The sequence below is a fragment of the Bacillus sp. BACIII genome (genome assembly GCF_057836745.1).
Genome location: NZ_CM174437.1, coordinates 1,049,345 through 1,065,466 on the forward strand (window position 1 = coordinate 1,049,345; position 16,122 = coordinate 1,065,466).

The following is a 16,122-nucleotide window of genomic DNA, read 5'->3' on the forward strand; positions in this document are numbered from 1 at the left end:
GACAGAGGGCAAGATAGGGGAATCAAACCAGGTTTTTGGAGGCTTTGTCATGACGAACCTATCTTGGCTTACATATGTAATGATCATCCTTGCCAGCTATCGGCTGACCCATTTAATTGTATTTGATAAGATTACCGAATTCATAAGAAAACCCTTTTTAAAACAAGAAAAAACCATTGATCAAAACGGGCGCGCCGTCCAAAAAAAAGTCCCATCCTCCGCATTCGGTTATATGCTGCAATGTTATTGGTGTGCGGGTGTCTGGTGCGCCATATTGATCGGCATCTGCTACTTGGTCTGGCCCCGCTATGCACATCCGGTTATTTTCATTTTGTCCATTGCCGGAGCGCAGGCCATTCTTGAAACCTGTGTCGGCGTCGGAACGAAGGTCATTGACGTGCTCGCCGCCATGAAACATAAAAAGTCCTGAAGCGTTTCATCCGCTTTAGGACTTTTTTCTTTTTTTAGGCTGAGAGGAATAAAGCAGGCTTTTTGATTCACCGCCCGGAATGCTTCGGAATACCGTAAAGCTGAGAGGGGGAAAAACATGAAAGGCTGCCGTTTCAGCATCATATGGTTTTTGGCCGTTTTACTGACAGCCGGCATCTTTACAGTCTCAGCACCAGCAAAAGCTGGCGGCACTCAGGCGGAGAGAGAAATGAGAGCCGTATGGATCGCGTCTGTCACCAATATCGACTGGCCCTCTAAAAAAGGGCTGTCACCCGATGAGCAAAAAAAAGAATACAGCAAGCTGCTGGATGACGTTCAGGCAATGGGGATGAACGCCGTGGTCGTTCAAATTAAACCGACGGCTGATGCTTTTTATCCATCAGATTACGGTCCTTGGTCAGAGTATTTGACAGGAACTCAAGGCAAAAATCCGGGGTACGATCCGCTTGCTTTTTTAGTTGAAGAGACACATAAACGGAATCTTGAATTCCACGCTTGGTTCAACCCTTACCGGATCACGATGAATCACACAAATTTGAATGCGCTTTCAGATGATCATCCCGCCCGTTCTCATCCGGACTGGGTCGCCGCATACGGAAATCAGCTGTATTATAATCCGGGCATTCCCGAAGTACGGCAATTTATAACGGATGGGATCAAAGAGGTGGTCAGCCGATATGACATTGATGCGGTTCATATGGATGACTATTTTTACCCTTATAAAATCGCCGGAAAGGAATTTCCCGATCAGGCGGCATACGAACGGTACGGAAAAGCTCACTTTGCATCAGTTGATGACTGGCGCAGGGATAACGTCAACCAGCTTGTAAAAGAGATCAATCAGGCCATTAAACGAGAAAAATCTTATGTCAAATTCGGAATCAGCCCATTCGGCGTATGGAGAAATGCCGCAGATGACCCGACAGGCTCCAAAACGGCCGCCGGGGTGCGGAACTACGATGACTTATACGCTGATACGCGTGAATGGATCAGAAAAGGATATATTGATTACATCGCACCGCAGATTTACTGGAGTATCGGCTTTAAAGCGGCGGCATATGACGTCTTAGCGGATTGGTGGGGCAATGAAGTGAAAAATCGTCCCGTGCATTTATATATCGGGCAGGCAGCCTATAAAATCAACAACAACGCTGATCCGCCTTGGGCCGATCCGGAGGAATACGGAAGACAGATTGCTCTTAACAGGGAATCAGCTTGGATTAAAGGCAGCATGCATTTCAGTTTAAAGGATCTGAACCGTAACCCGCTCGATGTGAAAAACCGCTTGATCAATGACATGTACAGCCGTCCCGCATTAATACCCGAGATGCCTTGGCTCGGACATTCCGCTTTAAAAAAACCGGCTGTCAAACGGGCGGAGAAGAACGCTTCAGGCAATACACTCTATATCGAAGATGCGAAATCCAACGGTAAAAAAACGGCTTATTACGCCATTTACCGCGCAGAAAAGGGAAAGCAGCCTTATTTAGTGGATACAGTCAGAAAGACAGCATCACGGACGCAGACATTTTCAGATACTGATATCCAGGCGAAAGGCGCCTGCACCTATATCGTTACTTCCGTTGACAGGCTTCACCATGAAAGCCGTCCTTCCGCAAAACGGACGGTTAAATAGCATTTCTAAAAAAAACTGACAGTTGCCGCGCTGTCAGTTTTTTTGCGGCAGATGAGTCCGAATGTTCAGACTTTATTTGGATGGAATGAATAAAGACCCCCATTAATAAAATGTAGAAAGCAGCAGAAGGAGGAAGGTTAATGAATTTTCAACTGACAAAAGAACAGCAGATGGTGCGCGAAATGGTCAGAGATTTCGCCAAAAATGAAATTGCCCCGAAAGCCCATGAGGTTGATCAATCAGCCGTCTTTCCGATAGACACATTTAAGAAAATGGGCGAACTCGGCCTTCTCGGAATTCCGTTTCCGGAAGAATACGGAGGAGCGGGCGGTGACACCATTTCCTATGCAGCGGCAGTTGAAGAAATCGGAAAAGCCTGCGGAAGCACGGGGCTGAGCTACGCGGCAGCCGTGTCACTCGGTGCAAGCCCATTGTACTATTTCGGTACGGAACAGCAAAAACAAGAACATCTTACTCCGCTAGCTTCCGGAAAAGCGCTCGGATCATTCGGATTGACGGAGCCGAATGCCGGTTCAGATGCCGGCGGAACACAGACAAAAGCCGAGAAAATGGGTGCTGACTATGTGATAAACGGAGAGAAATGCTGGATCACTAACGCCAATTACGCGCGCACGGTCATTGTCACCGCCGTTACGGGAAAGAACTCCGCCGGAAAACCGATCATTTCAGCTCTCATCGTCCCGACAGACACACCGGGATTTACGATCACAAGTCCGTACGACAAGATGGGTGTGAGAGGATCTGATACGGCCGAGCTTGTGCTGGAGGATGTCAAGGTGCCTGCCGACAACCTGCTCGGTGATCCTGAAAAAGGTTTCAAGCAATTTTTATATACATTAGACGGCGGACGGATCTCGATTGCGGCGCTGGCTGTCGGTATCGCTCAAGGAGCGTTGGAGGCGTCGCTCTCATATGCGAAGGAACGCAAGCAGTTCGGCAGCCCGATATCGTCATTTCAAGCCATCCAATTTAAGCTCGCTGACATGGCGATGGAAATTGACCTTGCCAGACAAATGGTGCTTAAAGCGGCCTGGCTGAAGGATCAAAACCTGCCATTTACGAAAGAAGCGGCATTCGCCAAGCTCTATGCTTCAGAAATGGCTGTCAGAACATGCCTTCAGGCCATCCAAATTCACGGCGGTTCCGGCTATATGAAGGAGTGCGGTGTAGAACGCATGCTTCGTGACGCAAAGCTGATGGAGATTGGCGAAGGAACGTCAGAAATTCAAAGAATGGTCATTGCAAGACAGCTCTTGAAGTGAAATGAAAACGTTTACCAAAACAAGAATGGAAGGAAGCAGGTCATATGGCTGAACTTATCCATTTAACAGCGGGGAAGCTGCTTGAGCGGACCGCGGAGCTTTTTCCGGATCATGAAGCGGTTGTTTACCCTGAGCGCGGCCTTCGTTATACGTATGCGGAGTTTGACCGGTTATGCCGGCAAACCGCAAAAGGGCTGATGAAGCTGGGAGTTGAAAAAGGAGATCATGTGGCCATATGGGCATCCAACATACCGGAATGGCTCGCGGCGCAATTTGCAACGGCGAAAATCGGCGCCGTCCTGGTCACCATCAATACGAATTTTCAAATCGCAGAGCTCGATTACCTGCTGGCACATTCAGACGTCACGTCCCTGATTATCATGGATTCCTACAGGCAGACATCTTATGTTGAAATGGTGAATAAGCTGATTCCGGAGCTGAAAACTTGTGAGCGCGGCAGGCTGCGTTCGAAACGGTATCCCTTTTTACGGACGGTGTTATATATCGGGGATCAAAGACCGCCCGGAATGCACCGTTGGGATTCTTTGCTGAAGGATGCCGAGTCTGTAACGGATGCAGCGCTTGACGGAAGGATGGACAGCCTGGATAAGGATGATTGCATTCATATGCAATATACATCGGGTACGACCGGATTTCCGAAAGGCGTCATGCTCTCACATTTTAATATCGTCAATAACGCGGCCAATATCGCAGAGTGCATGAAGCTTACCCCAAGGGACCGTTTATGCATTCCCGTGCCGTTTTTCCACTGTTTCGGGTGTGTGCTCGGCGTGCTGGCATGTGTTTCCGCGGGTGCAGCGATGATCCCGATTGAACAGTTTTCTCCGCCAGCCGTTCTGAAAACGGTGGAGCAAGAAGCCTGCACGGCTCTGCACGGTGTGCCGACGATGTTTATCGCCCTCCTAAATGACAGCCGTTTTTCTGAATATGATCTTTCTCACATCCGAACCGGAATTATGGCCGGCTCGCCATGTCCGGCGGAAGTCATGAAAGAAGTGATCGGCAAAATGGGGATGACCGGCATTACCATTGCCTACGGACAGACCGAAGCATCACCTGTTATTACGCAGACAAGAACGGATGATCCGTTTGAAAGAAGAGTGGAAACAGCCGGGCGGGCGCTTCCTCATATCGAAATCAAAATCGTTCGGCCCGGAACATCCGAAGAGGCCGCCCGGGGCGAACAGGGAGAGCTCTGCACCCGCGGATATCATGTCATGAAAGGCTATTATAAAAATCAAGAAGCGACCGAAGAAGCGATAGACAAAGACGGCTGGCTGCATACGGGTGATTTGGCGGTCATGGATGAAGACGGGTACTGCAAAATCACGGGCCGTCTGAAAGACATGCTGATAAGAGGCGGCGAAAATATCTATCCCCGGGAGATTGAAGAAATGTTATATCGGCATCCCGCAGTAGCAGACGTTCAAGTTGTCGGCGTGCCTGATCCGAAATACGGAGAAGAAGCCGCGGCGTGGATCAGGCTCAAAGACGGACAAACCGCTTCCGCAGAAGACATCAGAGCCTTTTGCAAAGAACATATCGCCCGCTACAAGGTCCCCCGGTATGTGTTATTCACAGATAAATATCCAATGACAGCCTCAGGAAAAATTCAGAAATTCAAGCTGCGGGAAAAAACGATTGAAGAGCTCAAGTTAACTTAATGAAAAAGGAGTGCTTCACATTTGTTTACAAAAATCCTGATTGCCAATAGAGGAGAAATCGCCTTACGAATTATCCGCACCTGCAAACGTCTCGGCATCCCCTCGGCAGCTGTCTATTCAGAAGCCGATCAGAATGCGCTCCATGTAAAAGCGGCAGATGAGGCTTATCCGATCGGAAAATCGAGAGTAAATGAAAGCTATTTACATATCGACAGAATTATAGAAGCCGCTAAAGCCGCCGGAGCGGACGCCATTCACCCCGGCTACGGACTGCTGTCGGAAAACAGTTCGTTCGCCGAACGCTGCCGGAAGGAACAAATCACATTTATCGGCCCGCCCGCTGACATCATCGCCAAGATGGGCAGCAAGATAGAAGCCCGAAAAACGATGCAAAAAGCAATGGTCCCGATCGTTCCCGGTGTTTCAGAACCGTTGCCCGATGTACACTCGGCCTTAGCCGAGGCGCGCGCCATCGGCTTTCCGGTCATGCTGAAAGCGTCCGCTGGAGGCGGCGGAATCGGCATGCAGATCGTACATTCAGAAGAAGAGCTGGCCAAAGCGTTTGAAGGCAATCAAAAGCGGGCCGCATCCTTTTTCGGAGACGGCGCGATGTATATGGAAAAAGTCATTGAAAACGCCCGTCATATTGAAATTCAGATTCTCGCAGATTCTTTCGGCAATACCGTTCATCTGCTTGAACGTGACTGTTCAGTGCAAAGGCGCCATCAAAAAGTGATAGAAGAAGCGCCGTCCCCGTTTGTTGATGATGAATTAAGACAAAGACTCGGCGAAACCGCCGTTAAAGCCGCTAAATCAATCGGCTACCAAAATGCGGGCACCATAGAGTTTCTCGTCGACCAAAAGAAACAAATCTATTTCTTAGAAATGAATACAAGACTGCAGGTAGAGCATCCGGTGACAGAAGAAATTACAGGACTGGATCTTGTGGAAGAGCAGCTGAAAATTGCCGCGGGGCAGCCGCTGACTTTCTCACAGAAAGACATCACACATCACGGGCATGCGATCGAAGTGCGGATTTATGCGGAAGATCCGGTCACCTTTTATCCGTCACCCGGCACCATCTCGTCTTTCTCCGTATTACGGCATCCGTCAGTGAGACACGAATGCGCCGTTGAAAAGGGAAGCACCATTTCTCCGTTTTACGATCCGATGATTGCCAAAATGATCGTCACGGCGAATACGAGAAAACAAGCCATTGAACAACTGAAAACCGCTCTTCGCGAATACCATGTAGAAGGGATTAAAACCAATATTCCGCTGCTGTCAAAGATTGCCCATTCAGAAGCGTTTGAAAAGGGTGAAGCGACAACCGGATTTTTACAAACCATGAACGGGGAGGCGTCCAAATGAGCGAGATAAAAATTCAGATGGCGGGAAATCTGTGGAAAATTCATGTGAAACCGGGCGATGTCATCGAAGAAGGACAGGAAGTAGCTGTCTTGGAATCAATGAAAATGGAAATTCCGATTATTGCTGGAGTATCCGGAACGGTGAAAGAAGTGAAAAAAGCAGAAGGCGATTTCACCGATGAAGGAGAGGTCCTGATTGAGCTCCAATAAAACGGGAGGTGCAGCATGAACTGTCCGAAGCATGTCCGCATCAACGAAGTAGGGCCTCGTGACGGCCTGCAGAATGAGTCCGCATGGGTGGATACAGAAGATAAGATTGAGTGGATCAATATGCTGTCAAAAACAGGACTTTCCTATATCGAAGTGACTTCATTCGTGAATCCGAGGTGGATTCCGGCGCTGCGTGACAGTCTGGACGTTGCAAAGGGAATTACCAGAACAGAACATACAGTATACGCAGCTCTCGTTCCAAACCTCATCGGGCTGGAGCATGCGGCAGAAGGCAGAATTGATCAAGCCTGTGTGTTTTTATCAGCGAGCGAAACCCATAACCAAAAAAACGTCAACAAACCGATTGACCGGACCGTTCAAGAGCTCAGGCAGGTCATTTCTGAAGCAAAAGCTGAAAACATGGCAACGAGAGCTTATCTTTCCACTGTATTCGGATGCCCTTACGAACAAAACGTACCGATCGAACAAGTCATCCGGCTCACAGACACGCTTTTTGAAATAGGTGTTGATGAATTATCGCTCGGCGACACAATCGGCGCGGCGAACCCCTTGCAGGTCATAGCCGTGCTTGAAGCTCTTTTGCCGAGAATTCCCGCCTCAAAAATAGCACTCCATTTCCATGATACAAGAGGCATGGCTCTTGCAAATATCATTCCCGCCCTTGATATGGGGATTACATCCTTTGATACCTCCTCAGGCGGGCTTGGCGGCTGTCCGTATGCCCCGGGATCAGCAGGAAACGCCGCCACAGAAGACGTCATTTATATGCTTGAACAAATGGGGATTGATACCGGGACGGACATGAATAAACTACTTGAAGCCGCCGGATGGATCGGGGATAAAATCGGCAAAGACCTGCCAAGCAGAAACCTGCAGGTCTTCAGAACGAAATGAGAGAGAGGAGAAGCCATGGGAGATTGCGTATTGTTTTCCGTCTGTCAAGAAACAATCGGCCTGATCACGCTGAACCGCCCGCATGCGGCCAACTCACTGTCATCAGAAATGATTGATGATTTACAGCGTGTGATTACAGACATCAAAAATTCGCCATCCATTCGCTGTGTCATTCTCACCGGCTTCGGAAACACATTCTGCGCCGGTGCTGATTTAAAAGAAAGAGCGGGGATGAATCATGAACAAGTCAAACAAAGCGTCAGGCGTATCGGTGAAACCGCCGCCTCAATTGAAGCACTCCCGCAGCCGGTCATTGCAGCGCTGAATGGAACGGCAGTCGGCGGCGGACTTGAACTCGCCCTCGCTTGCGATATCAGAATCGCCGCCAGCCGGGCGGGCCTCGGCCTCCCTGAAACAGGCCTTGCGATTATACCCGGGGCGGGCGGAACACAGAGACTGCCTAGGCTTATCGGACCCGGTGCGGCAAAAGAGTTGATCTACACCGGCCGGAGGCTCACGGCCCAAGAGGGAAAAGACATAAAGCTGGTCGAGCATGTATGTGAAACCGAAGAACTTATGGAAAAAGCAAAAGCACTGGCCGGCCGCATCGCCGCCAACGGACCGATCGCCGTCAGACAAGCAAAATTCGCGATAAACAAGGGGCTGGAGACAGACCTCAATACAGGGCTCGAAATCGAACGAAAAGCATATGAACAAGTCATCCCGACACTTGACAGAGAAGAGGGGCTGCGCGCCTTTAAAGAAAAAAGACCCCCTGAATACAAAGGAAAATAAAACTTGGAGGGACTCGGATGGATTACGAAAAAGAACGGCAGACACGCAGTAAAACGATTGAAAAGGGAGGAGCGGCTAAATATCACGCAAGCAACGAAAAAAAGGGAAAACTTTTTGTAAGAGACAGGCTGAAGCTTCTATTCGATGACGGCATATCCGTTGAAGACGCTTTTTTCGCCGAATGCATGTCAGACGGACTGCCGGCTGACGGGGTTGTCACCGGGATCGGAACCATCAGCGGCAGAACCGTTTGTGTGATGGCAAACGACTCAACCGTAAAGGCGGGCTCATGGGGCGCGAAAACGGTGGAAAAAATCATCCGCATTCAGGAAACGGCTGAAAAGCTGCAGTGTCCGCTTCTGTACTTAGTCGATTCAGCAGGTGCAAGAATTACCGATCAGGTCGACATGTTCCCGGGCAGAAGGGGAGCCGGCCGCATTTTTTATAATCAAGTAAAGCTGTCGGGACGCATACCGCAAATCTGTTTATTGTTCGGCCCTTCCGCTGCGGGAGGCGCTTACATTCCGGCCTTTTGCGACATTGTCATTATGGTTGAAGGCAATGCATCCATGTACTTAGGCTCACCGCGCATGGCGGAAATGGTAATCGGTGAGAAAGTTTCGCTTGAAGAAATGGGCGGCGCCCGTATGCATTGTTCCGTATCAGGCTGCGGTGATCTCCTCGCCCGGACGGAACAAGAAGCAATCACGATGGCGCGGACATATCTCAGCTACTTTCCGGCAAATTATACGGAAAAAGCGCCTGTCAGCGAATCCAAGAACCCGAAAGAATTTGAAAAACCGCTCTCAGATGTCATTCCGGCACATCAAAACGCACCGTTTGACATGCTGGATTTAATTGAACGTGTCATCGATGAAGACTCTTTTTTTGAGATTAAACCGTTATTTGCGCAGGAATTAATAACGGGACTTGCGCGGATTCACGGACAGCCGGTCGGCATTATCGCCAACCAGCCGCGTGTCAAAGGCGGGGTTTTATTTCTCGATTCGGCGGATAAAGCCGCAAAATTCATCGCTTTGTGCGATGCATTTCATATTCCGCTTCTGTTTTTGGCAGACATCCCCGGATTTATGATCGGAACGAAGGTTGAGCAGGCGGGCATCATCAGGCATGGCGCAAAAATGATCTCCGCAATGGCGGAAGCGACTGTTCCGAAGCTTTCCGTTATTGTCAGAAAAGCCTACGGTGCGGGATTATATGCGATGGCGGGCCCGGCTTTTGAACCGGACTGCTGCTTAGCGCTTCCGACTGCGCAAATTGCCGTAATGGGGCCAGAAGCAGCGGTAAATGCGGTCTACGCAAACAAAATCAGCGAACTCGCTCCAGAAGAAAGGCCGGCTTTTATTCAGGAAAAGCGAGATGAATACAAGGAAGACATTAACCTTTACCGTCTTGCCTCTGAAATGGTGATTGACGGCATCGTTCCCGCTGATTCCTTGCGGGACGAACTCAATAAACGCCTCACTGCTTACATGTCTAAACAACTGACTTTCACACACCGGAAACATCCCGTATACCCGGTATAAATAAAAAAGACCGCATAGATCCGGCCCGCGGCCGTTCTTCTATGCAGTCTTTTTTTCATAGTCTTGATCTCATCTTTTTCACGACAAAATAAACAACAATAAATACAAGAGCCAATATAATGATCGGAGTCGTATACATTCCGGCATAGCTGTCTACATCTTTCCACTGTCCGCCGAGCTGATACCCGAGATAAACGAAAATGACAGACCACGGAATAATCGCAAGCGTCGTCAGGGTGAGAAACTTGGAAAGCGGCATTTTCGCGAGGCCGGCCGGGATGGAAATCGCGTGTCTGACGACCGGGATAAACCGGGCTGAGAATACTACACCCGCGCCGTAACGGCGAAACCAGTTTTCGGCAACATCAATATGATGCTTTTTCAGCAGTAAGTACTTGCCGTACTTGTCCAAAAACGGCCGCCCCCCATAACGGGCGATCCAGTAAATAAAGCACTGCGCGATCGTTCCCCCGATCACGCCGGCGATAACGGCGCCGATAAAACCGATCGTGCCTTCTGACACCATATAGCCTCCATAGGCCAAAACGATTTCACTCGGAATGATTTCGATCATTAATCCGAGCGCAATCCCTAAATAGCCCATACTTGTCAGCCAGGATAATATTTCACTAATAAAATTGCCCACACTGTTCACAACCTCTTTATCTTTTTACCCAATTATATGACTGATTGACAAGCAAAATGGTTACAAATTATTTTTTAACGCACGTTTTCTTCAGATTCTCTTTTTAATACCTCTTCTAAATAAGCTAAGAGTTTCGGTCTCATTTCCTTCCGCAGCAGCCCGATCTCCGTGCCGGCCTTAAAACAGCCGAGCTTGTCGCCTATATCAAACCGTCTTCCTTCAAGCTCCCGCGCGTAGATACTTTGGGTGCGGCACGCTTCGCGCAGCGCGTCTGTCAATTGGATTTCGTTGCCTGCGCCTCTTTCGATCGTCTTCAGCGCTTTAAAAATGGCAGGGGTTAATATGTAACGGCCCATCACGGCGATGTGAGAGGGCGCCTTTTCAACAGCCGGCTTTTCAATCAGATCCTCAACTTGGTACACATGACCGTTGTGCCGCCCTGTCTGTATAATACCATATTTGCTGACATCGGCGGGATCGACGGGCTGTACGCCGATCGTTTCTGTGCCGTGTTGGTTATAGACGTCTATGAGCTGCGAGAGCGCGGGAGTGTCAGATACCATAATATCATCACCTAGGAGAACGGCAAAAGGCTCTTCTCCGATAAAATGCTCCGCACACAGCACCGCATGGCCTAAGCCGAGCGGCTCTTTTTGTCGGATGTAATGAATATTGGCCAATTCGGCAATCTGCTGCATTTCCTTCAGCATCTCCGTCTTGCCTTTTTCCCGCAGATTGAATTCCAATTCCGCCGACCGGTCAAAATGATCTTCAATCGAGCGCTTGTTTCTTCCTGTAATAATCAGAATATCTTCAATCCCTGACTCGGCGGCCTCTTCTACGATATATTGGATTGCCGGTTTGTCCACGATCGGCAGCATTTCTTTCGGCTGCGCCTTTGTCGCCGGCAGAAATCTCGTTCCTAAACCCGCTGCGGGAATGACCGCTTTTCTCACTTTTTTTCTCATTCATCTTCACTCCTGATCCTGTATGTTTTTCAGCGTGTCTCCGAATACCCAGAGTCGGTTTCCGATAAAATTCATCATCATTCCGCCGATAGTGGCGGCGAGCTTACTCACCAAAAGCGAACAGCCGCTTTTTTGAAACGCGTACAGCAGCAAAAAGGTGATCCCCGACGCAGCAAGATTAATGATGAGAAAGCGCACGATCTCTTTCCCGTCAGCCTTGCGCTTTACACGAAACGTCCAATTCCGGTTCCACACATAGCTGTTGATGATTCCAGCCGAATAGGAGCAGATCTGTGCCGGCAGATAAAGGACATGGCAGGCGGTAAGCAGAAAGAAAACACCAAAATCGATCAGCGTATTTCCGGCCCCGACCGTGCAGAAACGGCCTAACGTCTTTATTTTTCCTTTCAGCATAACGGTGACCTCCCCTCATAATAAGATGCGGATGGCTGTCATATTTGTTGATATCGATTACTTTAGCGGACAGCGTTGAAAAAACAATGACTAAAATATGAACAAAACATGAAAACGTTAAGTTAACATATTGATAGTTTAGGTTGACATATTTCGAGAGGGACACTAATATTCTGTATAAGTGTTAACCTTTAATTATTTTGGTTAACATTATCTTTCGAGGTAAGAGAAAGGAGGGAAAAAGATTGGAGGAAGAAACCTATTACAGCGTCAGAATGAGAGCTTCCCGAAACGCCCCTCATGAACAGGGCGGGAAACACATTTCCGGCGGAGAACGGCTTATCACTTACAGCGGAATACAGGAAGCGGTGAATGGCTTATTACATAAAGGCTTCTCGCATTCAAGAGGGACACCTGATTTCATGCAGATCCAGCTTGAAAGCGTCAATGAACCGATCAAAACGATCCGCCCTTTGCCGATTACTGTACATCAAACAGATACGGCAGAGAAAGGACAAGCAATCGCCCGGACGCTTTTGCAAAAAGCAGGAATTCCTCCGCGCATGATAGAGAAAGCCTATCAAAGCATCGCGGAATATGCAGAAGCAAGAGGAGCGGTCCTGTTTGACATCCGGACAGGAAAACGTATTGATGGCAGAAGGGAAAGAGGTGTGCGGGTATCCCGAGTGGATTGGCCGGCACACGATTTTCAAAAATGGGCTTTTGAGCACAACATGCCGGAAAATTCACGAATCAAAGAAGCACATGCCATCGCGGCAAAGGTTTGCGCGCATCCGGGAATCATAGCTGAAGTGTGCTGGTCAGATGACCCTGATTACATAACGGGCTACGTTGCCGCAAAAAAGCTGGGCTATCAGCGGATTACCAAGATGAAGAATGACGGCGATGAGAGCGGCTGCCGGATTTTCTTTTCAGATGGAATCACAGATACAGAGAGCTGTATCCATTTTTTAGAGAAACAGCCTGTGTTCATTCAGCGGGAGGGGAACATATGAAACAATCCATGATTGAAAAAAGCAAAAAGCATCTTTGGCTGCCTTTCACACAAATGAAAGATTACGATGAAGATCCGTTAATCATTGAAAGCGGAAACGGAATCATGCTGAAAGACACAAGCGGCAAAGAATACTATGACGGCTTTTCCTCAGTATGGCTCAATGTACACGGCCACCGCAAAAAAGAAATGGATGAGGCGATTCAAAAACAGCTTAAAAAAATCGCTCATTCGACCTTGCTGGGCATGACAAATGTTCCCGCAACAGAACTTGCCGAGATGCTGACGGGCATTGCACCTGAAAATCTGACACGTGTTTTTTACTCTGACAGCGGAGCCGAAGCAATGGAAATCGCTCTGAAAATGGCCTTTCAATACTGGAAAAACATAGGGAGACCCAAAAAGCAGACATTCATTTCGATGCAGAACGGCTATCACGGCGATACGATCGGAGCCGTCAGCGTCGGTTCTATTGAACTCTTTCACCATGTATACGGCCCGCTGATGTTTGAAAGCTACAAAGCGCCTATTCCTTATGTATACAGATCTGAAAGCGGCGACCCCGTACAGTGCCGGGATGAATGTCTGAATGCGCTCGAACAGCTGCTTGCAAAGCATCACGAAGAGATTGCCGCACTTACGATTGAATCGATGGTGCAAGGCGCATCCGGCATGATCGTCATGCCTGAAGGCTTTCTGGCAGGCGTACGAAAGCTGTGTACGGCATATGATGTGTTAATGATCGTTGACGAAGTGGCGACGGGGTTCGGCCGCACCGGAAAAATGTTTGCCTGTGAGCATGAAAATGTCCAGCCGGACTTGATGGCCGCAGGGAAAGGAATTACGGGAGGCTATTTGCCGATCGCCGTGACGTTTGCCGCAGAAGCGATTTATGAAGCTTTTTATGACGACTATGAAAATATGAAAACATTTTTCCACGGCCACTCCTATACAGGAAATCAGCTGGGCTGTGCCGCGGCAATTGAAAATCTTCGTTTATTTGAATCAGAGCGCATCGTTGAACAAGTTGCCGAAAAATCAAAAACGGCAGCGATGCTTCTTCATGATCTGAAGCAGCTTCCTCATGTCGGCGATGTCCGCCAGCTCGGTTTCATGTGCGGCATAGAGCTCGTACAGGATAAGGGGACAAAACAGCCTTATCCGCCTGAAAAGCGTGTTGGATATAAGGTGTCTTTGAAAATGAGAGAGCTCGGTATGCTGACGAGGCCGCTCGGAGACGTCATCGCCTTTCTTCCGCCGCTCGCCAGCACGACTGATCAGTTAAAAGCCATGATCTCCATTATGAAAGAAGCGATAGCCGAGGTAACCGGCCGTGGATTTTGACGGATGGCTCTTCGAAAGGCTCGATGCGGTGAAAAGAGACGGGCTGTATCGGACGCTGCGGAAACAGGAAACCGCTCTCAAAAACGAGAGGGGAAAGATCTGGGCATCCAATGACTATTTAGGCCTGTCAAAAGATGAACGGCTGATCACAGCTGCGCAAACGGCGCTAAGCTGCTTCGGAGCGGGAAGCAGCGGTTCCCGGTTAACGACAGGAAATACTTTTTGGCATGAAACACTTGAACAAACAATCGCGGATTTTAAACAGACGGAAGCTGCTTTATTGTTTTCCAGCGGTTACTTGGCAAATATGGGCGTGCTTGCTTCACTGCCGCAAAAAGGCGATGTCATTTTAAGCGATCAATTGAACCATGCGAGCATTGTTGACGGCTGCCGTTTATCGAAAGCGGAAACCATCGTGTACCGCCATATTGATATGGCTGATCTTGAGGAAAAACTTGCCTCCGTTCAGTCCAGGAACCGCCGCTTTATCGTCACGGACGGTGTCTTCAGCATGGACGGCACCATTGCGCCTCTTGACCGCATAATGGCGCTTGCAAAGCAGTATCAGGCATTTGTGATAGCAGATGACGCGCATGCAACCGGTGTGCTCGGGGAAAACGGCGGGGGAACCAGTGACTATTTTGGTGTTTGTCCTGATGTTGTCATCGGCACGTTAAGTAAAGCGGTCGGAACGGAAGGAGGTTTTGCCGCGGGGTCAAACATTTTCATTGATTTTTTGCTGAATCATGCGCGGACGTTTATTTTTCAGACGGCCCTTCCGCCGTCAATTTGTGCGGCTTCCCATAAGGCATTTGACATCATATCAGATATGTATGAGACGCGCCGTGAGCTGCTGTCGTCTGTCAAAACGATCAAAACCCGTCTGGCCGATATGGGTTTTACCGTAAGAGGCGGAGATACACCAATCATTGCCGTCATCATCGGTGATGCAAAAACAGCGGTTTCAGTTGCTGCACTGCTGGAGAAAAAGGGAATCTGCGCCCCGGCCATCCGCCCGCCATCCGTTCCTGACGGTGAAAGCAGAATCAGGCTGACCGTCACGGCGGATCGCAGCTTACAGGACATAGACGAGCTGACAGAAGCATTTGATTCCATTAGAAAAGAGCTGAATATAAACAAATGAGAAGTTTTTTTGTCACAGGAACAGATACGGGCGTCGGAAAAACCATCGTCTCTTGCGGACTAGCCGCGGCATTCAGGCAGAAACGTGCGGATGTCGGAGTGTTTAAGCCGTTTTTAAGCGGGGTGCCGCGGACTCATCCGGACAGTGACACCTCGCTGTTGAAAAACATGTCACAAACCGCACTGTCTCATGAAGAGATTACGCCATTTGAATGGAAAGAGCCGCTTGCACCGTACACGGCCGCCATGCTTGAAGGAAAATCCGTGAGCATGGAGGAGGTCACGGCCCGCTGGAGAAAGATCAAAAATCGTCATGAGTGTTTCATCGTCGAAGGGGCAGGCGGCATTTCCGTCCCGCTTGGTGAAAATTATTTAGTCAGTGATCTGATAAAGGCCTTGGAATTGCCGGCAGTGATTGTGGCCAGGCCTGATCTCGGAACCATCAACCACACATATTTAACCGTTGAATATGCGAAAAACATGGGGATAGAGGTTCTCGGCATCATTATCAACGGCGTAAAGAGCCGGCCGGGTCTGGATGAAAAGACAAACCCGAGCATGATTGAAAGATTATGCAAAGTTCCGATTTTGGGAATGACACCGAAGCTGGATTACGTTTCAGCAGAAAACATTCAACACATGATTGAGAAACATGTAGACGTTTCCTCTTTCATGAATCTGACACAAATGGGGAGATAAAC

Annotated in this window: 14 protein-coding genes and 2 pseudogenes; 13 read left to right on the forward strand and 3 right to left on the reverse strand. The window is 48.9% G+C overall.

The annotated features are described in order from the left end of the window. Positions 1 to 49 precede the first annotated feature (49 nt). The 9 genes and pseudogenes from ACXN9U_RS05325 to ACXN9U_RS05365 all read left to right on the forward strand — a co-directional run bounded on the left by ACXN9U_RS05325 (position 50) and on the right by ACXN9U_RS05365 (position 9,891). Entirely contained in the window at positions 50 to 430 is a 381-nt protein-coding gene (locus ACXN9U_RS05325) for a DUF1360 domain-containing protein (RefSeq protein WP_045927036.1), read from the forward strand. A gap of 117 nt (positions 431 to 547) precedes the next feature. After that, positions 548 to 2,086, forward strand: coding sequence for a glycoside hydrolase family 10-like protein (locus ACXN9U_RS05330; RefSeq protein WP_489202261.1), 1,539 nt, complete (start codon positions 548 to 550; stop codon positions 2,084 to 2,086). A gap of 140 nt (positions 2,087 to 2,226) precedes the next feature. Beyond that, on the forward strand, positions 2,227 to 3,369 hold the full coding sequence (locus ACXN9U_RS05335) for an acyl-CoA dehydrogenase family protein (protein ID WP_489202262.1): 1,143 nt from the start codon (positions 2,227 to 2,229) through the stop codon (positions 3,367 to 3,369). 32 nt (positions 3,370 to 3,401) lie between these two features. Further along, a pseudogene (locus ACXN9U_RS05340) lies at positions 3,402 to 5,054 on the forward strand (AMP-binding protein); the annotation flags it as partial. A gap of 21 nt (positions 5,055 to 5,075) precedes the next feature. Next, positions 5,076 to 6,425, forward strand: a complete 1,350-nt coding sequence (locus tag ACXN9U_RS05345; RefSeq protein WP_489202263.1) for an acetyl-CoA carboxylase biotin carboxylase subunit — start codon at positions 5,076 to 5,078, stop codon at positions 6,423 to 6,425. Continuing rightward, a complete protein-coding gene (locus tag ACXN9U_RS05350) occupies positions 6,422 to 6,634 on the forward strand; it encodes an acetyl-CoA carboxylase biotin carboxyl carrier protein subunit (RefSeq protein WP_489202264.1) in 213 nt (70 codons plus the stop codon). Before ACXN9U_RS05345 ends, ACXN9U_RS05350 begins: the two co-directional genes overlap by 4 nt. A gap of 15 nt (positions 6,635 to 6,649) precedes the next feature. Continuing rightward, the gene (locus ACXN9U_RS05355) at positions 6,650 to 7,549 is read left to right on the forward strand and encodes a hydroxymethylglutaryl-CoA lyase (protein WP_489202265.1); all 900 of its coding nucleotides are present in this window, start codon (positions 6,650 to 6,652) and stop codon (positions 7,547 to 7,549) included. 15 nt (positions 7,550 to 7,564) lie between these two features. Further along, positions 7,565 to 8,344, forward strand: a complete 780-nt coding sequence (locus ACXN9U_RS05360) for an enoyl-CoA hydratase (RefSeq protein ID WP_489202266.1) — start codon at positions 7,565 to 7,567, stop codon at positions 8,342 to 8,344. 17 nt (positions 8,345 to 8,361) lie between these two features. After that, positions 8,362 to 9,891, forward strand: coding sequence for an acyl-CoA carboxylase subunit beta (locus ACXN9U_RS05365; RefSeq protein WP_438422082.1), 1,530 nt, complete (start codon positions 8,362 to 8,364; stop codon positions 9,889 to 9,891). A 55-nt stretch (positions 9,892 to 9,946) separates the two neighbouring features. Here ACXN9U_RS05365 and uptA read toward each other — a convergent pair whose 3' ends face one another. The 3 genes and pseudogenes from uptA to ACXN9U_RS05380 all read right to left on the reverse strand — a co-directional run bounded on the left by uptA (position 9,947) and on the right by ACXN9U_RS05380 (position 11,961). Beyond that, positions 9,947 to 10,537 (reverse strand): undecaprenyl phosphate transporter UptA, encoded by a 591-nt coding sequence (gene uptA, locus ACXN9U_RS05370; protein WP_489202267.1) that lies wholly within the window; start codon positions 10,535 to 10,537, stop codon positions 9,947 to 9,949. A 74-nt stretch (positions 10,538 to 10,611) separates the two neighbouring features. After that, on the reverse strand, positions 10,612 to 11,505 hold the full coding sequence (galU, locus tag ACXN9U_RS05375; protein WP_060962652.1) for a UTP--glucose-1-phosphate uridylyltransferase GalU: 894 nt from the start codon (positions 11,503 to 11,505) through the stop codon (positions 10,612 to 10,614). 6 nt (positions 11,506 to 11,511) lie between these two features. Then, positions 11,512 to 11,961, reverse strand: a pseudogene (locus ACXN9U_RS05380) (GtrA family protein). A gap of 203 nt (positions 11,962 to 12,164) precedes the next feature. Between ACXN9U_RS05380 and ACXN9U_RS05385 the strand changes: the two are divergent. The 4 genes from ACXN9U_RS05385 to bioD are packed head-to-tail and all read left to right on the forward strand — an operon-like array spanning position 12,165 to position 16,120. Next, positions 12,165 to 12,935, forward strand: coding sequence for a 6-carboxyhexanoate--CoA ligase (locus tag ACXN9U_RS05385; protein WP_489202269.1), 771 nt, complete (start codon positions 12,165 to 12,167; stop codon positions 12,933 to 12,935). After that, positions 12,932 to 14,278, forward strand: a complete 1,347-nt coding sequence (bioA, locus tag ACXN9U_RS05390) for an adenosylmethionine--8-amino-7-oxononanoate transaminase (protein ID WP_366970847.1) — start codon at positions 12,932 to 12,934, stop codon at positions 14,276 to 14,278. Before ACXN9U_RS05385 ends, bioA begins: the two co-directional genes overlap by 4 nt. Further along, a complete protein-coding gene (gene bioF / locus ACXN9U_RS05395; RefSeq protein WP_489202270.1) occupies positions 14,268 to 15,422 on the forward strand; it encodes an 8-amino-7-oxononanoate synthase in 1,155 nt (384 codons plus the stop codon). The genes bioA and bioF overlap by 11 nt, the downstream gene beginning before the upstream one ends. Next, entirely contained in the window at positions 15,419 to 16,120 is a 702-nt protein-coding gene (gene bioD / locus ACXN9U_RS05400; RefSeq protein ID WP_489202271.1) for a dethiobiotin synthase, read from the forward strand. The genes bioF and bioD overlap by 4 nt, the downstream gene beginning before the upstream one ends. Positions 16,121 to 16,122 lie beyond the last annotated feature (2 nt).